Origin of the sequence: Shewanella septentrionalis (genome assembly GCF_025370265.1) — a bacterium.
GTDB classification, from domain to species: domain Bacteria; phylum Pseudomonadota; class Gammaproteobacteria; order Enterobacterales; family Shewanellaceae; genus Shewanella; species Shewanella hafniensis.
Window position 1 is genome coordinate 58,630 of the sequence record NZ_JAMTCC010000009.1, and the last position, 21,595, is coordinate 80,224.

General features: G+C 45.7%; 22 protein-coding genes. 8 read left to right on the plus strand and 14 right to left on the minus strand.

Annotated elements, in window-relative coordinates:
- The first annotated feature begins 265 nt into the window (after positions 1 to 265).
- Complete coding sequence (locus tag NE536_RS06830; RefSeq protein ID WP_259565902.1) at positions 266 to 670, plus strand: GNAT family N-acetyltransferase; 405 nt, start codon at positions 266 to 268, stop codon at positions 668 to 670.
- 38 nt (positions 671 to 708) lie between these two features.
- Here NE536_RS06830 and NE536_RS06835 read toward each other — a convergent pair whose 3' ends face one another.
- On the minus strand, positions 709 to 1,059 hold the full coding sequence (locus NE536_RS06835) for a hypothetical protein (RefSeq protein ID WP_261272225.1): 351 nt from the start codon (positions 1,057 to 1,059) through the stop codon (positions 709 to 711).
- Positions 1,060 to 1,139: 80 nt separating this feature from the next.
- A complete protein-coding gene (locus tag NE536_RS06840) occupies positions 1,140 to 1,682 on the minus strand; it encodes a GNAT family N-acetyltransferase (RefSeq protein ID WP_261272226.1) in 543 nt (180 codons plus the stop codon).
- A 168-nt stretch (positions 1,683 to 1,850) separates the two neighbouring features.
- On the opposite strand from NE536_RS06840, the gene NE536_RS06845 reads away from it, so the two are divergent.
- On the plus strand, positions 1,851 to 2,867 hold the full coding sequence (locus NE536_RS06845) for a GGDEF domain-containing protein (RefSeq protein WP_261272227.1): 1,017 nt from the start codon (positions 1,851 to 1,853) through the stop codon (positions 2,865 to 2,867).
- 71 nt (positions 2,868 to 2,938) lie between these two features.
- Here the strand turns inward: NE536_RS06845 and NE536_RS06850 are convergent, their stop codons facing one another.
- Complete coding sequence (locus tag NE536_RS06850) at positions 2,939 to 3,169, minus strand: hypothetical protein (RefSeq protein WP_106651524.1); 231 nt, start codon at positions 3,167 to 3,169, stop codon at positions 2,939 to 2,941.
- 71 nt (positions 3,170 to 3,240) lie between these two features.
- On the opposite strand from NE536_RS06850, the gene NE536_RS06855 reads away from it, so the two are divergent.
- Positions 3,241 to 3,657 (plus strand): META domain-containing protein, encoded by a 417-nt coding sequence (locus NE536_RS06855; RefSeq protein ID WP_220591044.1) that lies wholly within the window; start codon positions 3,241 to 3,243, stop codon positions 3,655 to 3,657.
- Positions 3,658 to 3,766: 109 nt separating this feature from the next.
- Here the strand turns inward: NE536_RS06855 and NE536_RS06860 are convergent, their stop codons facing one another.
- Positions 3,767 to 5,101 (minus strand): dicarboxylate/amino acid:cation symporter, encoded by a 1,335-nt coding sequence (locus NE536_RS06860; RefSeq protein WP_107948999.1) that lies wholly within the window; start codon positions 5,099 to 5,101, stop codon positions 3,767 to 3,769.
- A 207-nt stretch (positions 5,102 to 5,308) separates the two neighbouring features.
- On the minus strand, positions 5,309 to 5,605 hold the full coding sequence (locus NE536_RS06865) for a hypothetical protein (protein WP_261272283.1): 297 nt from the start codon (positions 5,603 to 5,605) through the stop codon (positions 5,309 to 5,311).
- A 212-nt stretch (positions 5,606 to 5,817) separates the two neighbouring features.
- On the opposite strand from NE536_RS06865, the gene NE536_RS06870 reads away from it, so the two are divergent.
- Positions 5,818 to 6,261 carry a GNAT family N-acetyltransferase gene (locus NE536_RS06870; protein ID WP_107949002.1) on the plus strand — a complete coding sequence of 148 codons (444 nt, stop codon included), beginning with the start codon at positions 5,818 to 5,820 and terminating at the stop codon, positions 6,259 to 6,261.
- 126 nt (positions 6,262 to 6,387) lie between these two features.
- Here NE536_RS06870 and NE536_RS06875 read toward each other — a convergent pair whose 3' ends face one another.
- Positions 6,388 to 7,683 (minus strand): aromatic amino acid transport family protein, encoded by a 1,296-nt coding sequence (locus NE536_RS06875; protein ID WP_261272228.1) that lies wholly within the window; start codon positions 7,681 to 7,683, stop codon positions 6,388 to 6,390.
- Positions 7,684 to 8,383: 700 nt separating this feature from the next.
- Here NE536_RS06875 and yjjX point away from each other — a divergent pair.
- From yjjX to NE536_RS06890, 3 genes are all read left to right on the plus strand, one after another.
- Entirely contained in the window at positions 8,384 to 8,944 is a 561-nt protein-coding gene (gene yjjX, locus NE536_RS06880) for an inosine/xanthosine triphosphatase (RefSeq protein ID WP_261272229.1), read from the plus strand.
- A 4-nt stretch (positions 8,945 to 8,948) separates the two neighbouring features.
- Positions 8,949 to 9,998 carry a bifunctional helix-turn-helix transcriptional regulator/GNAT family N-acetyltransferase gene (locus NE536_RS06885; protein ID WP_261272230.1) on the plus strand — a complete coding sequence of 350 codons (1,050 nt, stop codon included), beginning with the start codon at positions 8,949 to 8,951 and terminating at the stop codon, positions 9,996 to 9,998.
- A 241-nt stretch (positions 9,999 to 10,239) separates the two neighbouring features.
- Positions 10,240 to 12,702 (plus strand): ankyrin repeat domain-containing protein, encoded by a 2,463-nt coding sequence (locus NE536_RS06890; RefSeq protein WP_261272231.1) that lies wholly within the window; start codon positions 10,240 to 10,242, stop codon positions 12,700 to 12,702.
- Positions 12,703 to 12,819: 117 nt separating this feature from the next.
- Here NE536_RS06890 and NE536_RS06895 read toward each other — a convergent pair whose 3' ends face one another.
- On the minus strand, positions 12,820 to 14,022 hold the full coding sequence (locus NE536_RS06895) for a serine hydrolase domain-containing protein (RefSeq protein WP_261272232.1): 1,203 nt from the start codon (positions 14,020 to 14,022) through the stop codon (positions 12,820 to 12,822).
- Positions 14,023 to 14,274: 252 nt separating this feature from the next.
- Entirely contained in the window at positions 14,275 to 14,592 is a 318-nt protein-coding gene (locus NE536_RS06900; protein WP_173497308.1) for a hypothetical protein, read from the minus strand.
- A gap of 167 nt (positions 14,593 to 14,759) precedes the next feature.
- Here NE536_RS06900 and NE536_RS06905 point away from each other — a divergent pair, with 167 nt between their 5' ends.
- Positions 14,760 to 15,077: an ankyrin repeat domain-containing protein gene (locus tag NE536_RS06905; protein ID WP_261272233.1), complete on the plus strand. Its 318-nt coding sequence runs from the start codon at positions 14,760 to 14,762 to the stop codon at positions 15,075 to 15,077.
- A 134-nt stretch (positions 15,078 to 15,211) separates the two neighbouring features.
- On the opposite strand, the gene nqrF is transcribed toward NE536_RS06905, so the two are convergent.
- The 6 genes from nqrF to NE536_RS06935 all read right to left on the minus strand — a co-directional run bounded on the left by nqrF (position 15,212) and on the right by NE536_RS06935 (position 21,143).
- The gene (gene nqrF, locus NE536_RS06910; protein WP_115333946.1) at positions 15,212 to 16,429 is read right to left on the minus strand and encodes an NADH:ubiquinone reductase (Na(+)-transporting) subunit F; all 1,218 of its coding nucleotides are present in this window, start codon (positions 16,427 to 16,429) and stop codon (positions 15,212 to 15,214) included.
- A gap of 77 nt (positions 16,430 to 16,506) precedes the next feature.
- Positions 16,507 to 17,115 (minus strand): NADH:ubiquinone reductase (Na(+)-transporting) subunit E, encoded by a 609-nt coding sequence (gene nqrE / locus NE536_RS06915; protein ID WP_261272234.1) that lies wholly within the window; start codon positions 17,113 to 17,115, stop codon positions 16,507 to 16,509.
- 9 nt (positions 17,116 to 17,124) lie between these two features.
- Positions 17,125 to 17,745: an NADH:ubiquinone reductase (Na(+)-transporting) subunit D gene (locus NE536_RS06920; protein ID WP_006080314.1), complete on the minus strand. Its 621-nt coding sequence runs from the start codon at positions 17,743 to 17,745 to the stop codon at positions 17,125 to 17,127.
- A complete protein-coding gene (locus tag NE536_RS06925; RefSeq protein ID WP_261272235.1) occupies positions 17,742 to 18,548 on the minus strand; it encodes a Na(+)-translocating NADH-quinone reductase subunit C in 807 nt (268 codons plus the stop codon). The genes NE536_RS06920 and NE536_RS06925 overlap by 4 nt, the downstream gene beginning before the upstream one ends.
- The gene (locus tag NE536_RS06930; protein ID WP_261272236.1) at positions 18,538 to 19,770 is read right to left on the minus strand and encodes an NADH:ubiquinone reductase (Na(+)-transporting) subunit B; all 1,233 of its coding nucleotides are present in this window, start codon (positions 19,768 to 19,770) and stop codon (positions 18,538 to 18,540) included. Before NE536_RS06930 ends, NE536_RS06925 begins: the two co-directional genes overlap by 11 nt.
- Positions 19,770 to 21,143: a Na(+)-translocating NADH-quinone reductase subunit A gene (locus NE536_RS06935; RefSeq protein ID WP_261272237.1), complete on the minus strand. Its 1,374-nt coding sequence runs from the start codon at positions 21,141 to 21,143 to the stop codon at positions 19,770 to 19,772. Before NE536_RS06935 ends, NE536_RS06930 begins: the two co-directional genes overlap by 1 nt.
- Positions 21,144 to 21,595 lie beyond the last annotated feature (452 nt).

Genomic DNA, 21,595 nt, shown 5'->3' on the forward strand with positions numbered 1-21,595 from the left:
AAAAATTGAAGACAATGTTGCTTAGTATTAACGTAAGTGCTGACTGACAAATTATAAACGCGCATATTCAAGAAAAACATCCACAGGCTCCTGCTTATTATTGCTAATGAATCAGGCGCATTATCTTATAAATTACTCAAAACTTACCTAATCAAAACTTTTGAGCTTAGGTCTCCGTTCTAACTCGTTTATGTCCAACATTGAGTTTACTGATAGTTGCTATATGATTTAAAAGCAAAAAAACATTTTTAAGGAAGAAATTTAAGTGAAATTTGAAGTTATTCATGAAGAAAATAACGCGATTGTGGATGCGCTGGTAGACGGCGTTCGGCAATTTAATGCTGGGCTATTAGGGCCTGAGAAATCAGTGCCTTTGACTGTCATAGCACGTGATGAAACTGGCAAGTTGATTGGTGGTGTGGGTGGACGGACTATCTATAAAAACTTCTTAATCAATGTTGTCTGGGTTGATGACCAAACCAGAGGCACAGGGCTTGGGCATAAACTGATGGCGCTTGCCGAAGCGGAGGCGAAGCAACGGGGATGCCTGGTAGCTCAAGTGGATACCTTATCGATTCAAGCCCCTGTGTTTTATGAAAAACAAGGGTTTGAGATCATAGGCACAGTCACCACTACCCCTCAGCGCATCTTTCTGATGAAGAAGTATTGATCAAAAAAGCGATTGAGAAACTGGCTGAATAAGCGCACTCAGCAATGGTCGAAATGGGCGTTTTGCATGCACAGTAGACCAATCTGCTCTTGGGATAAAATGGCGCACTCTAGCGCCTTTTTTGTATTCGCGCGGCTGACTTGCGCATCGCTCAGTCGCGTTATCGTCGCCGAATAGGCATTGGTTCGGCCACAATCGAGCCACATATCCCCTACTTCGACCCAATAATGCTGCGCTTGCCCTGAATCGGAAACAAACTCGACTTCAAATCCCCTTGCCTCACACCCATGGTGAGCGCACTCAGATAGGACCAATCTCAAGTTGTCCCAAGCCGATAAATTGACTTCAGCATAGGCCGTTAAGAGTGACTCAACAAATTGTACTTTCATGTATTTATCTCCGTTATTTAACCTGAACTCGGGTTATTTACACAGTAGAGATTGAATCCTTAATGTCTATCATCGAACAACTAAACTTGGGTCGTTGCCGCCATTAAATAGTAATCCCGCGCTGACACAGTGAAAAAATCCACCACCTGCATGTGCGCTTTTCCCGAGTGGGCGGCAAAGGAACGTTCATTATCTTCGGCAATAAAGGTCAACATATAGCTAAAATGCGGAGCAACTTGGCGACGAATTTCACTGACTAACGCCTCAAAAATCCCTTGTCCACGGTAGGCTTGCTGCACCCAAATCGGCCCGTATTGGCATGAGTTAGTCTTAGTTAATTTTGGTCCATCCCAATCGAGTTGCCCCAAACGATTCAACAAAGTGCGATAAATGGGCCAATGTTCGAAAAATCCCCAACGGCCGGCAATCACATAACCGACGATCTGCTGCTCAACCTGCGCCACTACGACCCAATGATGCAGCACTAATTCGCTCAATTCACTGTGGGAAAAAGCTTGCCCTTGCAGTCCCATATTGGCGGAGGCTAATTCGTCATTGAGATGTTTTTTCTCTAGCATCGCTAATAAATCAACATCTTGGGGTAAGGCTAATCTAATCTTCACAGTCTTCTCACGACATCATCTTGGCTTTAGGCCCAATTTAAGGCCGTCAGTATACTCGGTTGGCTTAGTAGGCACAGCTAGAACAAGGTGCTATTTAGTGCCTTGATTTGCTAAATCCCCTTTTATTTCCCAAACTTAATGGATATCTAGCCCTAATTAGGCGTTTGTATGTTGCCCGAGACCATCAATCCCAACCTGAGTTTACTTGATAGCGACAATCAGCAAGTGAATCTCACTCGCTGGATGCACCAATGTGAGCTAATCAAAAGCTATTACAACGCTAACACGGTTTTTATATTCCAAAAGACCAGCGCCGGATTTGAGATCATTGTCAGTGCAATCACTGAAACACCACAATTTACAGCGGGTACTTTGTACCCCGCTGAGTTCGAACTTTTCCAACAAATCCAAAATAGCCAACCCGATGGCTTATATCACAACCTTGGCAGTTTTATGTTGGATGATTTACCACGGGATTTTGATGGCATTCAGCACATTCTCTCGCGCCCAATCGCTTGGCCCGATGGCAGCCAATTTGGCGCCCTGTGCGTACTCAACCCACATATGGCAGAGCCGCTAGCCAATGCCGCTATGCTCGAACCGTTCCAGATATTGCTGCAACAGGAATTATCTCTGCTGTGCCAGAACCATCGCATTGAATCCCTTTCGATGCGCGATCAAGAAACCGGCATGCTCAATCATTATGGTTTTTTGATGATGGCGCCAAGACAACTCAATTTAGGTCGCCGCTTTGGTGCCCATGCAGGCATCATCTTCTTTGAATTATTGAGTCCGGATAACGCGCCAGTCCCGCTTGAGGATAATCATCACAGGCTGTTAGGCAAGTTGATCCAAGATACGATACGGACCGCCGACGTAGCCGCCCACTACAACACCACGCAATTTGTGGTACTGGCCTTTGTGGATGGTGAACGGGATATTCAACATATTATGAAGCGGGTTGAAAAACTGCTTGAACAGCAAAATCATCTACTTAGACTCGATGCGAGCTACAGTTTTTTCACCCCGGAATCCAGCGCCAAACTCGCGCCCATGATGGAACTCGCGCGGGGTAAACTCGATTCTATGCGCCCAGCTATGCCTGAGATTGAAGACTCGCCAATTAAGCCCGCCATAGACTCAAGCTTATACGATAATCCCGCCGCAGATTCGGCGGCGCTTTAAGTTAATCAAGCAGTGATTTAATCAATTTTAGGCTTAACTGAAATATAGATTTAATTTGAGGCAGTACAAAATCACTTAGATTGCTCATCCTGACGCTTCGCCCATTGGATAAACAGCACCACGGGATAGGGTGACATCAGGACCAATCCTAAGCCAATCAGGCTTGAGATCAGTAACATGCCGCTTATCTCTAAACTCCATTGAGTCAACATATAGAACCCAAGTCCACAAACTAGCATCAATACGCCTAACCAATGTAAAAACTTCAACAAATTCATAGTACTTTTAAATGAGTCCGACATATAAACCTCTTTAGATCTTTGATAAAACTTGTCACACTATGGCCATAACCATGGAAAAAGGAACCGTAACGATGTTAAAACAAACATTCATCTTAGGTGCGCTACTGTTGGGACTCACCGCCTGCCAAAGTACCGATGTCGCCCAAAATGAGACCATTCCATTAGAGGGCAGCTGGCACATTGAGATGGTTCAAGGCCTACCGACTATCGATTACAGCCCAGCGCAAATCACCTTTGAGGCCGAAGGCAAATTACACGGCAACAACAGCTGTAATAACTTTTTCGGTCAATATACCCAGCAAGGCCAAGAGCTTAAGCTATCTCCTGCTGGTAGCACAATGAAAGCCTGTGTCGATGCGCTAATGCAGCAAGAGCATAAAGTCATGCAAGCAATGCCATTAGTGGCCAAAGCTAAGTTAGTGCAAGGTCGCCTGACGCTACTTAACAGCGACGGCAAGCCAGTGCTAGTCTTAAGCCAACTGAAGTAAGCAAACTGAAGTAAACTCAACGAGATAAGCTTCAGCAAAGTACAATTGACTCGCATAAAAAAACCGCCATTGGCGGTTTTTTCGTTCTACAACCAGCAACCGAAGACGACTAGACTTTAGCGCTTTGCTCAGCCGCGGTTTCGAGGGCGATATTCTGCTCGGCTAGCACGGCACTTTGCACCATATCGGCATTGTAGTGCTCCATATCCAATTCATCCTCAGATTTAGCAATCACAGTTGTCGCCACTAAGTCACCGGATACGTTAACTACCGTGCGTGCCATATCCAAAATCCGGTCAATCCCAGCAATTAACGCCACGCCTTCCAAGGGTAAACCGACTGTCGATAATACTAACGTCAACATCACCAAACCCGCGCCAGGTACGCCCGCCGTACCAATTGAGGCTAAGGTCGCCGTTAAAATGATGGTGAGGTAATCTACCCAAGTTAAGTCAATACCAAAAGCTTGGGCGACAAAAAGAGCCGTCACACCTTGATATAAAGCGGTGCCATCCATGTTAATAGTTGTACCCAGCGGCAATACAAAACTGGAAATTTTCTTGTTAACACCTAAGTATTCGCTGGCGCATTTCATGCTCGCAGGTAAGGTACCTGCTGAACTAGAGGTAGTAAATGCCACAGCCATTGCATTACTGATCCCCTTGAAAAAATGTAAAGGATTCAGCTTAGAAAACATACTCAAAACAATACTGTAGAAGCCTAATACGTGAATAATGCAGCCAACGTAGACGGCAACAATAACCTTAAGCAGAGGGAGTAACATTTCAATCCCGTATGCTCCCGCCACCCAAGCCATCAATCCAAATACACCATAGGGCGCCAGCTTCATCACCATATCGGTTAACTTGTACATGGCTTCAGCAAGACTCTCGAACACTTTAATCGCTGGTTTTCCATGGTCACCGATCAACACTAAGGCAATCCCTAAGGCAACCGCAAAAACGATAACTTGCAAGATCTGACCGTTAGCTAACGCCGCGATAGGGTTGGTTGGGACTATATTAATCAGAGTCTGCATTACCGAAGGCACTTCCTTCGCTACATCAGAAACACCTGAGGGTAGGGGTAAATCAAGACCCGCACCTGGCTGGATAACATATCCAACGGCCAATCCAATACTGATAGCAATTGCCGTAGTACAAAGATAGAAAGTAAAGGACTTAAAACCAATCCGGCCCATCTTGGCAGTGTCTTCCATCGAAGTCACACCCACGATCAGTGAACAAAACACTAACGGCACAATCAACATCTTAATAATATTGACGAATAAGGTTCCAATCGGTTTTAACACCGTCGCTTGCTCACCTAATACTACGCCAACCGTAATTCCGAGCACCATACCGACTAGAATTTGTAGCCACAGAGGCACTGACATCCAGTAGGACCATGTACGGCCTAACATTGATGACGTTTGTTTTGACATGTTAATAACCTTGAATTTGTAATGAAGAACGGGCGAATGCCTATCCTTGGCTGGCACTAATTTATTCCCCAAATTAGCTGAGCGCAGAGTCTAGCATAACGGGCAAAAATCTAAGGATGATCTGTATCACGTTGATGCCAACCGCCGTAAAACCAGCCAAATATGCCAACGACATCGACCAACGCGACTGCATACTTAACCTTTATATTAAGCATCAAAATAGACTGTCACCATAACAGGTGCAATTTGCTGACGATAAAGCGCTGCTGGCGGTTGCTCACGTTCAATCAAATAACTCCAGTAATCGTCATCAAAACCACTGAAAATAAAGTCAGACTTACCCTTAGCTTTCAAGATCAACCACCACCAAACTAATCCCCATAAACCAAAGCTCAATAAAGTGAATACAAAGTGTAAACGATGATTAATTTTCTCATCAGCACCAAGATCAAAGGCAGATAAAACCTTAAGCTTATAGCGGCGTGTCGACTTAACGAATCCCATCATTAGCTCACTTAGTTCAAAAAGGGCACTAGAGATAAGCCTAGCAGATAAGACTTTAGTCGTACAAAAATCAGCAGCAACAAATAATATCACTGCCAAACCTGCCACTGCCGAACTCGTTATCCCACAATGTTCCATGCTAAAGTGAGCCACAAAATGGTTGTTCACTAAACAAGAGCGGTATTACTCAATAACCGCCTAGGAGTTGTTGTATGTTGATCCGTAAAGCTAAAGCTCAGGACCTCAGTGCCTTAGTCCAATTTAATCAGGCGATGGCCCAAGAAACTGAAGGCTTAGCCTTAGATGAAGCAACACTGACACGCGGCGTAGGCACGCTACTTGAAAGTCCGCAAAAAGGCTTTTACCTTGTCGCCGAACTTGAAGGTGAGATAGTCGGCTCGCTGATGGTGACATTTGAATGGAGCGATTGGCGCGCCAAGGATTATTACTGGATCCAGAGTGTGTATATTCGCCCGCAAAATCGTCGCCAAGGCATTTATGGCAAGCTCTACAGTGAAGTCAAACAACTGGCCGAAGCCAATGGTGGCGCCGCCAGCTTCCGTTTATATGTCGAGCAAGAAAACCTTGCCGCCCAGCAGACCTATCAAGCATTAGGGATGAAGCAGAGTTACTACTTAATGTACGAAGAAAAATAATCCCTTCAATAGCTTATTCACAATAAAAAAGGATCGGGCCAATGGCACGATCCTTTTTTATGGGTCAAGATTCAGAGTAAAAGCCTAACGTTAACTCCTCGTTAAGCTTCACTGCACTCACAAAACTTAACGGAAGAAACCAAACAAAATCGCCGTCATCGCCAATAAGCCTGCAATGATCACTAAGATATTGCTGATACGGCCACGGTACGCTTTTAACGCTGGCACTTTGTATACAGCGTACATAGGCATCAAGTACAGGATAGCCGCGATAATTGGGCCACCTAAGGCTTCAATCATGCCTAAGATACTTGGGTTGATCACAGCCACAGCCCAGATAGTGACAAACATAAAGCCTAGGATGAACTTGTCGATCTTAGTATCAGTCACTGATTTGCCGCTTGAACGTAACTGCTTAACAATCACCCCTTTCATGCCTTCTGTCGCGCCCATGTAATGGCCGAAGAAAGAGGACACAATCGCGATAAAGGCGATAAACGGACCAAAGTAGCTTACAAAACCACTTGAATGCACGTTGGCGAGGTAAGACAAAATCGGTAAGTTCTGCGCTTTCGCTTCTGCCAATTGGGCTGGTGATAACGACAGCACACAAGAGAACACAAACAACATCACAAAGCCCACTAACATCATCGAAGTGTTACGTAAAATCACGTCGGCTTTACGAGAAGCATTGGCGCCATGATCACGTTTTAGTGACACAGAGAACTGTGAAATCGCAGGAGAATGGTTAAAGGCGAACACGAGCACAGGAATCGTTAACCAAACTGTACCTAAAAATGCACCCGCTTCTGGCACAACTTGTAAGGCATCCATTTTCCATTCTGGGATCAGGTAGATAGACATAAAGGCCAAAATACCCACCAGCGGATACACCAGTAATTGTGTCACTTTCAGCATGAACTTTTCACCCGCAACCATCACAGCCATCATACCGAGGATCAATACACCCGATAGAATGAAGCGTGGTGGCGAGGCCATGCCCAACTGATTGACGATAAAGCTATCGACTGTGTTAGTAATGCCTACACCGTAAATTAATACAATCGGATAGATAGCAAAGAAATACAGTACGGTAATGGCTTTACCCGCGCCAACACCAAAATGCTCTTCAACTACTTGAGTAATGTCGCTACCAGGAATGCTTGATGAACAAACAAAACGAGATAAACCACGGTGGGCAAGATAGGTCATAGGACCAATGATCACTGCCATTAACACAAGAGGCCAAAAGCCGCCCATGCCCGCATTGATAGGTAAAAATAAAATTCCAGCGCCAACGGCAGTGCCGAACAAACTCAACATCCAAGTCGTGTCTTGGCGAGTCCAAGGTAAGTGTTTCGTTGAATCTAGATTCTGTGTGCTTTGAGGTGTTCCAAGAACACTGATCGCATCTTTTTGCATATAAAAGTTACCTTACGGTGTGACTAGCATAATAAATTCGCGCTAAGGATAACCAAAAAAAGCCCATAAAAGTTGATCTGACACGGCTTTATGTAAGGGAATTTCATAATAAACTGATATTGAGATCTAGATCGCTGATTTAATGTAATAAATTTTCAATATAGCATCAAAAAACACACATAAAAAACCGCTTAACGACACAATATTTTCACCTCAAACCAAAGCCAGTGACAAAGCATAAGCGCCGAGAAAAACACCGATTCGGAGATAAGTCACGAAAATCAGCAAAACATGATCCAGTGCCGCATATCGACAGCTAAAGTCGATCAAGATCACATCCGCTAATGTTAAATTTTTACAAATCGCTATCAGTCGCAAACGCCATAAAAAACAGCTCACTGCGGAACCAACGCCGGAGTGAGCCGTTAACGAATAACGCAAAATCAGTTCGCTTGAGCTTTGGCGCACTGGCATAGGGTATTGGGTAGCGAAATTAAACAGCGACGTATTACCGGGTAAGATCGTAAACCGAGCCTTCACCGCTTTAATGAATGGCTATTGCCTCCCCTACTGTTGGCTTTTTACTGAGCTTCGCCGACGACTGTGGCAGAATAGAAAACCCAAACGCTTAGACACCTCAGACCATTTAAGCAATGATTCAAACGAGCGTCCACATTAAAAGCTGAAATAAACAACCTATATGCAACAAAAAATTATCAAGATAAAAGTGGGTTCTAAAAACCCAGTAAAAATCAACGCGGCAACCAAAGCGATGGCACAACTGTTCCCCGACAGCATAATAGAAGCCAGCGGTATGGATGCACCTTCAGGTGTTGCGGCGCAGCCAATGACAGATAAAGACACTCGCCAAGGGGCGATCAATCGGGTGCGCTATTGTCAACAGCAGGACCCGCAAGAGACTAAAGCCGACTACTATTTTGCGATGGAAGGCGGTGTCGATTGTTTCGACTTTGGTCCTGCCACATTCGCTTATATCGCTATTGGCCATAAAGACCAGCTTGCCATTGGCCGCAGTGCGATTTTACCTTTACCAATGCAAGTTTATCGGGCATTAGAAGCGGGGGAAGAACTCGGGGATGTCATGGATAGGTTGTTCAATACAATCAATATTAAGCAAAAAGGCGGTGCCATAGGTTTACTCACAGACGGCCATGCGACCCGTGAAAGTAATTACACCCAGGCGATTATTCTCGCCATGGCGCCATTATTGAATCCTGATATTTACACAGTAGATTGTTAGTAATATGTTGCAAGAGGAATTAAAGCCCGCTAACTTAGTTGTGACATGCAACCAAACCTATTCGACTATGGCTCAAACAGACGCACCATTGGCTCAAGATCCTGCGAAGCCTGTGACTCAAACTAAGCAAACGACTGAGTCAGGCTCATCCGCCCAACTCAGGCATTTGTCTCGCTATCTGGTGAGAAATTTAGGCATGCTCAACGCCGCCTTTGGGGATTTACCCCTTTCGCCCGTGCAAGCCCATGCCCTGTTTGAGATAGGCAAGCAGCCCCTGACCATCAAAGAGCTTGCCTGCAAACTCAGCATAGATAAGTCCAATGCAAGCCGCGCTATCAAGCATTTGATCGATAAACATCTTGCCCAGAGTCAGGTACATCCACGGGACAGTCGCTGCTTAGTTGTGCAACTGACACCTGCGGGTAAGAAGTTACTCGTTAAATTGGATACTCAGCAGAATCAATTATTCCAAGGGATCTTAGCCCAACTGACTCCATTGCAAACTTCACAAATCGAAGAGGCCCTCGTGTTATATAACCAAGCCGTACATAACGCCAAGCAGCAAAGTGGTTGCCACATTCGCCAAGCCACAGCCCAAGATGATGCCGCAATTGCCAAAGTCATCCGCGATGTTTCGGCCGAATACGGCTTAACCGCAGATAAAGGCTATAGCGTAGCGGACCCGACCTTAGATTGCCTAAGCCAGATTTACTCCCAAGCGGGCGCCAACTATTGGATTATTGAATTAGGGGGCCGCATTTTAGGCGGCGCCGGTATTGCGCCTTTAGCTAACAATAATGGCGTCTGCGAACTGCAAAAAATGTACTTCATGCCCGAAATTCGCGGTAAAGGTTTAGCCAAACGTTTAGCGCTGCTGGCACTCGATTTCGCCCGCGAAACGGGTTATCAAAGCTGCTATTTAGAAACCACCGCTGTACTAAATGAAGCCGTAAAACTCTATGAGAAATTAGGCTTTGTACATCTGTCGGCTCCCCTAGGGAACACAGGCCACGACGCCTGCGAAATGCCGATGCTGCTAGATCTTAATCAATAGGATATGAAGCAGAATTCCAATCAAAGTAACAATGCCAAACATGTCATCATGCAACTTGTTTGGCATTATCAATTTGTATCACAAAATGTTATTCAAACAGGATCATTTTAATTATCAGTCTTAGGGCATAGTTTTTCTTAACTTAAATGCATTAATATATGGCAATTTTACCTCACTCAATTTTTAATAAATTGAAAGGTGTTTGATATCATTTTGTTAACGGCATTAAATAGGGAACATTATGCTCAGTTGGATTTTTAGTGATAAGAAACTCACACTTCGGGAAATATGCCTAGATAACACGCTTTCGACCTCGGCTAAAATAAAGAAAATTGATCAATTTCTTGCCGATAGTGGAGATCTCAACTTTATTGATCTCAATGTTTCGCCCTGCAATATATTAGTTCCACTATCTTGCAGTCCTCAGTCCGATTTAGTGCTTATAAAATACTTGCTCAGCAAAGGTGCTAAAATCGAATGTAATGGTTTCAGTGCCTTGCATTCGGCTATTGAATATAACAACTCTGAACTCGTTACCCTATACCTAGACTCTGGTGCCAATCTTTACTTTCAAAATCAATACAATAATTGCTGGCTCAACTATCTATTCCATCCTAATCCACAGTATATCTATCAGGATCATCAACGTAGAGATATGATAGATCTTCTACTTGCAGCTAAGTTAGACATCAATAAACCGGTGAGTTTCTGGACCAATGGTGAAGTAAACCACCCGCTAGAAATATTATATGATGAACGAAGTAAAGATCTATTCCTGCATATCATCAATAAAGACATCCCATTAGAAATAGGTAAATTAAGTCTAATTGAAAATATTATTTTTTCGAGTGGATTTTGGGGGATTGAAGCCTTTGCTCCTTTAGTAAAACGCTTTCCTGAATATAAAAAGTCCCGTTATATTATGGCAAATGACAGTAGCTTCTGGGACGATGCCAATTTACTCGAGCTTTGTGTTTATGCTAAATCACAAGAATATACTGAATATCTGCTAGACCATTATCCGCAGCTCAAAGCCGACTCCCACGCCAAAAGTTTAGTCTATGCGGCATTGACCTCAGAATTTGACCTTAGGATTATCGAAAAACTAATTAAGGCCACCGTCGATATCAATCGCATCTATAGGATGGCTCCGCCCGAGGCCGACCATTCCCCCTTGCTCAACCAATATCTTGATCACGCCAAATTTACCGATGTAAACAAACGGAATTACATCTATCAAGCCCTTGAACTCTTGCTCAAATATGGCGCTAATCCTAATGCCGAATTTGTGAATACGGGTAAAGCCTATGAGATGTTAGTCTGGTCGAACTTACGACTACTGATTTATCCCATGGTCGAAAACAAAACCTTTCTGCCCGAGTTCCTCGATCTGTTCCTGCAATATGGCATGGATATCAATAAAAAATTTGGTGCGGTGGATGAACCGACCTTACTCACCCTCTGCCAGCGTGGTTCAGGTAAAGAAGATCAAGCAACACTTATTCAAGTGATGGAATATCTGCTCACCAAGGGGCTGGATTTAAGCCTCACCAATATCTACAACACTAACTATGTGTCTGCGGCGGCTATCTCCTGTCGAACCCAACTACTTGAATGGCTTATTAACCAAGGCGGGGATATTTTTACCCATTGCGGCCATGATAACTCGCCCATTCTACACAAGGCGATTTCGACCTACTGGTGGGATCAAATCTCTGGCCCCATGCGGCGCAATACCGTGGAACTCTTACTGCGCCACGGAGCTAAAATTGAAGAATTCTCAGTAGATGAGCAATTTACGCCATTAATGTGCGCCAGTTACTACGGCGCACAGTCCTGCGTAGAGGCGCTACTCGAACATGGCGCAAACCCCAATGCCATCAATGCCGAAGACACCACCCCCGCCCTTTGCGCTGTGATAGGTGGCAGTTCAATCGAGTTCCCCCGCTTTGAATCAACAGCTGTGCGGATCTTAAGACTATTGCAACAATATGGCACCGACTTAACAACTGAGAACTGCCGCGGCAATAGCCCGCTGGTCGCAGCTATAGAGCAGGAATATAAGGAGATTTTCGAAGCGCTGCTGCAAATAGCCTCCTACAGTGAAACTCAGCTTGAGCAAGCACTCAGCAAAGCCCTACCGCAAAGCTATTTCCAGCGCCGCCTGCTACAAACACTGGGGCGCGAGATACCGCCAGCGCCCACAACCATAGCCCACAATCACGCAATACCAGCAACAGCTTCGAGCAATGCCGAGCCTATGACGGCCAATCCGCAAGCATCTGAGGGGGATGTGACACCTGCCCCCGTCAAGCAAACCAAATTAGAGGTGAGTAATGCGGCGGCAAATCGAGATCAAATCCCAACGCTATTCGATCTCAAAACCAAAGTGCAGAGCTTTTTTAAACTGATCGCCACCGATCCGACGATCACAGTTGAGCAACTCAATTCGGTGAGAGTCCTTATTGATCAATTGATAGAAAAGCTCGATAACTTTAGCTTTTTCCGCAATCAAGCGACAAAGGCCGAATTTGAGGAAGGTGTTCAGGAATATATCGATGAAACCGTCGAAGAAATTAACGGAATTATCGAGGATGATTATCCAGCGCTTACCGAAGCCTTAGTCGATTCAGTTTGGACTATTTTGCAGTACTTTAGGGTTGAGATTGATATCGAGACCGCACTTAGAAAGCGCTTTTGGTAGCAGTTAGCACCTTGGTAACCAATGAGACCAAGCATAAAGCCCCAACTTTGGGGCTTTATGCTTTCGAGACTCACACCAGCTGACTTAGCCGCCTATTAGCCAACATGATGGCAAGACTTAAGGCTTAACATTAGACGCTTTAGCAAGCAGTAACTGGCTACGAATGATTTGACGTATCTGATTATGCAGTTCAAATACTCGAGCGCGATCATTAAGATTTAGCGATAGATTTTCCAGCATCACCAGATCCAAATTGAATTCAGGATAATGCAGTGTCATCGACATATAGCCAGATAAATAGCCCGTATGACTGTATTCGACGAGACCATCGTCCTTATTGATCCTCATCCCATAGCCATAGCGCATATTCGGCCATAAGAATTGGATCTCGGTATACGCCGTTGTCATCCGTTGATAACTCTTTGCACTCATCAACTTGCCAGAATGTAATAGATGCTGAAAGGCGGCATAAGCTGGCGCTGAAGCAATTAATCCCCCTGCGGGCAACAAAGCTTCATCAAGCACTAAGTCAGCAGGGGCAATCACCTCGCTTTCCTGTAAACCTACGGCGAGTGAAGGCACTTTGGCGTGAATCGCCTCAATACTGCCAAGCTCAGCACTCAAGCCATTAAACTGGTATCGCGTTGCAAACTGCGCCACTTGCTCGGCAAAGGATTGGTGATTAACCTTCTCAAGCACTTGCCCTAAAAGTGAATAACCGAAGTTGGAGTATTCAAATTGGCTTCCCGGCTCGAATCGATTGGCCTTACCCAGTTTATCGACGCCCGATGTATGAGTCAGCAGTTGGTGTAGCGTAATCAGCTCATCATATTGACTGGTATTCAATGCATCCGCACTTGGATTTACACCTGCATCCATGCCTTTTAGCGCCTTATTCTTCCCTTCAGCATCACCAAAAAGATAATGATTAAGCGTTTGAGTTAAATCAAGTTTCCCCGCATCGAGTGCCTGCAATATCAAGGTTGCAGTAATCTGCTTAGAGAGCGATGCCATCACAAAGCGCGAATCTTGACTAATACCTTCACCCTTTTGCAGTTCAAACTGCGGCTTGCCCTGCTCAAGCAGGATAACACTGCCACTAAATGGCTGCGGCGAATCCTTTATTGCGGTTTGGATTAAGGTCTTGATCTCCGCCACCTTCGATACTGAAGATGTGGTTTGGCTTTCAACGGCAATCGAGTTACTGCCTTGCCCGATTTGCTCTTGTTCAGCACCTGTTTCTAATAACAGACCAAAACTATTGGCACTTGGGAATAATAAAAAACCAGTCAACAGGGTACTGATAACACTCAAACGCATGGGTTATCCTTAACATAATTAACAAATAATGCTGCCTGCTAGAAAAAAGCAAGCTTATCACAAGCGCTTTTTATGGATAATACAATTTAATCTTTACAATTGAATTATAAAGGAAATATTCCATATAAAAATGACACAACAAAGTGATACCTAGGGCGACGAAGCTAATCCGAGCAGTATAAACCAAGTGGCAGTCTGCCCCAGTTTGTAGACTGAATATCTCAAGTTGCAGCGAATACACATTCAAAATGGCTATAAAACGACAATAGTAATAATTATCGCACCTAACATATATAAGCCTGCTGAAAGTGATATCGATTTTAGTGGGCTAAACTCCTCAACTTCCAACGTCTGTATATCTTCAATTTTGACTAGTTGCCCTTCTCCCTCGATCTGCTGTTCCGTTGCACTTTCGACTTGAAATTCCATTTGTTCGCCAGATATTGTGGTGACTTTGACCTTTTCACCTATGTAGCTGGATACCGATTGAGAATCCAATTTAACTTCATTGAGTGAAGAGCATGCGCAGAGGGAGAAACAGATAAGTGATACTACTGCTAACTTTTTCAAACAAGCCTCCTAATCCCACAACTATTACATCCATGATAAGTTATACCTGTAGACATAAGCATTTAGGTATATGCTACTCAGCTTACGGAGTTTCGCCCACAAGTTAAATAAACCTAGACTAAATCCACTTAAATTAAATCCTTTGGATGAGGTTAAATAGCGATCAAATGAGCACTGAACTCATCGATGCGGTTAAAGCCAAAGATACGCTTGCTGTTAAGCGCATTATTGCCAATGGCGCGAATCTTGAAGGCGTGGACGATGGCGGGATGACGGCACTCTTGCATGCCTGTGAGTTGCAGTCTTTTGAACTGCTCAAATTATTGGTGGATGCGGGGGCCGATGTAAATCATCCAAACTCGCAGGGGTATCATCCGCTCGATATTGCTTACTGGCATGGTGAGTTTCGCATGGGATGCTATACCGCTGAGAGTGAGCGCATGGTGAGTTATTTAACGCGCCATGGTGGTAAATCCTTTAGCTAGGTGAGGAGCTAAATAGCATCAAAATGCGAAAGCTAAAAACTGCGAAATGATAAAAAGCCCTATAAACAAAAATCGCGTTAGGCTCAGCAGTAGTCACTCTGCCTAACGCGATTTTTTTATTACTCACTTACAACCTAATCACCAAAGTCATCGAGTAGGATATTTTCTGGCTCAACGCCTAGGCTTTCAAGCATCTTAATTACTGAAGAGTTCATGATTGGAGGACCACACATGTAGTACTCGCAGTCTTCTGGTGCCTTATGATTTTTAAGATAATTCTCATAAATCACATTATGAATAAAGCCAGTGTAGCCAGTCCAATTATCCTCAGGCAATGGCTCAGATAACGCCACATGCCAAACGAAGTTGTCATTCTCGGCCGCTAGTGCATCGAAATCCGCTTGGTAAAACACTTCACGGGTCGAACGAGCGCCGTACCAGAAGCTCATTTTACGTGTGGTTTTCTTACTCTTAAGCTGATCGAAAATGTGTGAACGCATAGGTGCCATGCCCGCACCGCCACCGATAAACACCATTTCCGCATCGGTTTCCTTCACAAAGAACTCACCGAATGGCCCTGAAATGGTCACTGTATCGCCCGCTTTCAGGTTGAAGATGTAAGATGACATCTTACCCGCTGGCACATTGGCCGATGGCGGCGTCGCAATCCGCACGTTCAGCATAATGCGGCCCTTTTCATCGGGATAGTTGGCCATAGAGTAAGCGCGCAACACTTCTTCGTTGACGGTAGAGACAATGTCAAACAGGCCGTATTTATCCCAATCACCACGGTATTTTTCAGGAATATCAAAGTCGGCGTATTTCACCACATGGGCTGGCGCTTCGATTTGAATATACCCCCCCGCTTTAAAGCGAACATCTTCACCTTCGGGTAACTCAAGCAATAACTCCTTGATAAAAGTCGCCTTGTTATCATTAGAGATCACTTTGCATTGCCACTTTTTCACCCCAAAGATTTCTTCGTCGAGCTCAAGCTCCATATCGGTTTTCACTGAGACTTGGCAGGCGAGACGACACCCTTCTTTAGCCTCTTTCTTGGTGATATGGCCCATTTCAGTCGGCAGAATGTCACCGCCGCCCGATTTGATTTTCACTCGGCACTGACCGCAGGTTCCGCCGCCACCACAGGCTGACGGAATAAAAATACTCTGACTCGCCAAAGCGCCGAGCAACTTGTCACCCGCCGCAACTTGAATGCTTTTTTCGGCATCTTCGTTGATGCTTATTGTCACTTCACCCGTAGCCACTAATTGCTTTTTGGCGATTAGAATCACTATCACCAATAGACAGACCACTAGCGTGAACATGCCTATGCCAATTGCCATTTCCATCGTATTACCCTTTTCTAGCTCTTTTCTAAAAAGAATCTGGTTTCACTTTCTCAACTCTTGGCTCGCCTACTGTTGCTTTACAGCGAGATCCCAGAGAAAGACATAAAGCCCAGCGCCATCAAGCCTGTTGTGATAAAGGTGATACCAATACCTTGTAAGCCTTCGGGAATCGCGTTGAATTTCATTCTTTCACGCAGCCCCGCCAGCAGCACAATTGCCACCGCCCAGCCAAAACCCGAGCCCATCGCAAACACCACTGACTCACCGAAGTTGTAATCACGGTTCGCCATAAAGATCACCCCAGCAAAAATCGCGCAGTTTACTGTGAGCAAAGGTAAGAAGATCCCAAGGGAGTCATACAGGCTAGGAATGTACTTATCCAAAAACATTTCAAGGATTTGCACTAACGCCGCAATCACACCGATGAAAGTGATCAGCTGCAGGTAACTTAAATCGATACCGGGTAATCCCACCCAAGACAATGCACCAGGTGCGAGCACTTTGACGTAAATCAGCTGGTTTAACGGCACGGCTAAGGTCATGACCACAATCACGGCGACGCCTAAACCAAAGGCGGTTGACACTTTTTTAGACACGGCCAAGAAAGTGCACATGCCCAAGAAGAACGACAGCGCCATGTTGTCGATAAAAGTGGCCTGCAAAAATAGATTTATATAGTGTTCCATATCTGCTCCTTAACCCCGTTTCCGCTGGATCACATTGATAGTCCAGATCAGCACGCCAATCAGGAAGAAGGCGCTCGGTGGTAACTTGAACATTTCGTTTGGCAAGTACCAGCCGCCATTTTCAATGGTGGTAAACACGCTATGACCGAATAAATTGCCCGTTCCTAACAGCTCGCGTACAAAGGCAACACTGATCAAAATCAAGCCATAACCTGTCGCATTACCCAGCGCATCGACGACCGCTAAATGCGGTGGATACTTCATGGCGAAGGCCTCTGCACGGCCCATGATGATACAGTTAGTGATAATTAACCCAACGAATACAGAAAGTTGTTTAGATAACTCGTAGGCCACATCCTGCAGTACCATATCGACGATAATCACCAAAGAGGCGATAACCGTCATCTGGGCGATAATGCGCACACTGGTTGGGATAAAGTTACGGATGGCAGAGATAATCAGGTTGGAAAATACCAACACAAAGGTCACTGCCAGCGTCATCACCACAGCGGTTTGCATTGAGTTACTGACCGCCAGCGCCGAACATACGCCCAGCACTTGCATCGCGACGGGGTTATTGGCAAACACTGGCCCCGTTAGCATGTCACGCATGGATAAAGTGTTGCTCATTTTGCCTCTCCCATCTCACCTTGCAATTCACCCTGCGCGGCCGACGCTTTCAGCTGATTGAAGAAGGTTTGAAATCCCTCAACCCCAAACCAAAACTCCATCGCACGCTGCACGCCGCGGCCTGTCATGGTCGCGCCACTGACCGCATCCACACCGTGAACATCGCCTTCTTTGGCACCGCCTTTAACAAGACGTATCGAAAACTTACCTTTTTCATCAAATAATTGCTTACCCTTCCACAGCGATAACCAATGGGGATCGGTCACAAAGTCGCCGATACCTGGGGTTTCACCGTGCTCGTACACCACTAGCCCTTTAATGGTGTTGAAATCGGGTTCAACCGCCACATAGCCGTAGATCATCGACCACAGACCTTTACCGTAGAAAGGCACAACTACACTGTCTAACTTGCCATCGGCATCAAGCACTTTAAATACGCGGGCATCGTTCGCACGGGTTTTAATCTTGGCGATGTCCTTTTTCGGTGCGCTAGAGGTCTCAGGATTAATCGCCGCCATACGCTCATCGAAATCGAGCACGTTAGCGTCTGAGTCCACCTTACCTGTGTCTAGGTTGATCAATAATGGCTTAACCGATTTAGCGAAAATCTCTCTAAAGTCAGTGTCCTGACCTAAGTTCACATCAGCGGCCATCAACACATAACGCTTCACTTCGTCACGTTTTTTGGCGACTTTACGTTCTTTCAATATGCCTGCTGTGCCTGTGATCATAAACGAGCACAGGAGGCAGAGCGTGATGGTGAAGATCATGGTCCCCACCACAGTATCTTTCTTAAAGACCATGACGTTTTAATCTCCGTTTGATGTTGGCGCGGGCCACCAGATAATCGAACAGCGGCGCCCAAAGGTTGGCGAACAGAATGGCTAACATCACGCCCTCAGGCATTTTTGGGTTAGCGACACGGATAAGCACTGTCATAAAACCAATCAAGGCACCGTAGGCAAATTTGCCTTGGCGAGTGTAGGAAGTGGTCACAGGATCGGTGGCCATAAACATCATCGCCAGCGCAAAACCGCCAGTGACCAGATGCCAAGTCCACGGCATTGCCATCATGTCATTGCTGCTAGAACCGATGTAATTACAGATGGTTGCAGTCGCAATCATGCCCAGCAGCACACCAAGCACAATGCGCCAGTCGGCTAAGCGGCTGATCAGCAATAGTGAACCGCCGATCAAAATGGCTAAGGTGCTAGTTTCACCAATCGCGCCCACGGTAAAGCCAAAAAAGTTGTTCCACCAGTTAGGATCGCTAAAGGCGCTAAACCAAGCGTAATCGGTAAAGCTCAGCTTGCCCGCTGCGGTTTGTGCCAGCGCCGTTGCACCAGAGAAACCATCAACGGCAACCAGCTGTTTAATGGTTGAAACTTCAGAGGGATAGGCGAAGTAGATAAAAGCCAAGCCCGCCAGCGCAGGGTTAAGGAAGTTATATCCCATGCCGCCAAACAGCTCTTTAGCCACAACCACACCAAAGGAAATCCCCATGGCCACCAGCCATAGCGGTGTCGATACTGGCAAAATTAAGGTAAATAGCAGGGCTGTAACGAAGAAGCCTTCGTGCAACTCTTGGCCGCGAACCCGCGCAAACACCACTTCCCAAAACAAACTGGTCAGCAGCGCCGTCAGGTAAATCGGCAGATAAAAACTAAGACCGTAGAGGAATAAACCCAATACCCCAGTGTCTTGGCTAAGGCCGCCAAACAGGGTATTAAAGATTTCTAACTTCCACACATCTGGGGTCGATAATCCGCCCGCGAGCGCAAGCTGCGCCTGTAGGCCAATGTTATATAGACCGAATAAAATGGCAGGCAGTAAACACAAACCGACTAACGTCATGGTACGTTTCACGTCAATCGCGTCACGCACATGCACTTTACCCTTAGTGCTGCGGCCATTGGCAATGACGAGTGAGCGCAAAAAGCCCTTCATCGACTTACCAGTGGCGTAGTATTCTTCTTGTAAATCTGGGGCTTGCTGTAAATCAGGTTTTTTAACTTGCTTAGTCATTAACCTTCCCTCTCGATAACATCTAGACAGGCACGTAATTCTTTACCAAAGTCATATTTGCCGGGACACACAAAAGTACACAGCGCCAGATCTTCTTCATCTAACTCCAATGCACCTAAGGCTTGCGCCTCATCGGTATCACGCACCACTAAGTCTCGAACGAGCAAGGTAGGTAAAATATCCAGTGGCATCACGCGATCTAGCTGACCAAAGGCCATCATGGCGCGAGCTGAGCCGCCCTGATGGGTGGTAAATTCGAACAACTTAGTGGCACCAAACAAACGTGATGTCACCGCGCGGGTAATAGAGAATTTATCCGAGCCACCCCGTACCCAAGAAAGTACATGGTGCTGCGCATCTTCACTCAACACTGACACTTGGTTGTGGAATCGGCCTAAAAAGTCATGCACGCCAACTGCGGTATGGCCAGATAGCACAGAGCCTGATACCACGCGATTATGGCCGGGTTTAATCTCATCACTGACTAAGGCACTTAACTCGGCACCCAACTGAGTGCGCAGTAAACGCGGATTCAGTACGCTCGGGCCACCTAAGGCGACGATACGGTCGGTATATAACTCACCGGTTTGGAATAACTTGCCGTAGGCAATCACGTCTTGATAGCCGATATGCCATACCTGACGCTCTAAACTCACAGGTAAAGTAAAGTGAATATGAGTACCGACTAAACCCGCAGGATGAACCCCATCAAAGCGGCGAACCTCAAGTTGCGGCAATGCCTCTTTCACCATCGCTTCGCCCTTATCCTGACACAGGTAAACCTTACCCTCAGTTAAGCGGCTCAACACCAGCAAGCCAGCTTTAAAAGCCTCGGTTTGCTCGGCGATGATTAAACGCGGATCGGCGGCCAGTGGATTAGTATCAATCGCGGTAACAAAAATCCCTGCGGGCGTGCTATCGAGCGCAGGCACGCGCGAGAACGGCCGAGTACGCAGTGCAGTCCATAGACCGCTTTTCACTAATTGCGCCTGAACGGTTGTCCTTGCTAAAGCGGCGATGTCTTGATGGATCTCGAAGGAAATCTGTCCATCGCGGTTCTCGCCGTCATCACAACGAATGACAACCGATTGTAGAATTCGACGCTCGCCGCGGTTAATCGCTACGACTTGGCCACTAGCGGGTGCAGTGAACAACACGCCCGGTGTTTTTTTATCTTCAAACAGGGCTTGGCCCTTTTGAACCCAATCGCCCTCTTCGACCAACATCGTCGGCTTAAGCCCAACGAATTCTTCACCCAGAACAGCCACTTGGGATGGCTTAGCACCGAGTTCAATGACCTGTCGCGGCTCGCCAGCAATCGGCAAGTCGAGGCCTTTTTTGATCGTTACAATTTGGTTTGAAAAATCTGCCATCACAAATATCAACCATGAAAAATTTTTAGATAAATTCAGGGTAGAGATTTGTTAACCCAGTTTCCGATATTGGCGTCACATTCCGCCGTAAATTCGTAAGTTAGATACGTAAATTTACGCCGTTTTGTGACGCAGGTTCACTTCCAAACTCGCCGCGATCTATAAATGTAGTTTTATAACAATTTATTCATAAATATGTTATTACTGATTTAGTCATACCTAAGGTTTACAAAAATAAGCCAAAATCCCCATCTCAGTGCAGCAAAGCGATAAAACCGTTAAAAGCGCGACTCAGAGAACAAACTTCAACCAATGGCATGCCTCAACAGGGCGCAATACCGTTTAGCGGGCTGGCTATTTTTAGCGCACTAACATTTCAACCTATGGTTTAACCTTTGCTTTACAGCAAAAGCTTGGTAGCCTCAAACTAAGAGAGTTTTCGTAGGAGAAAT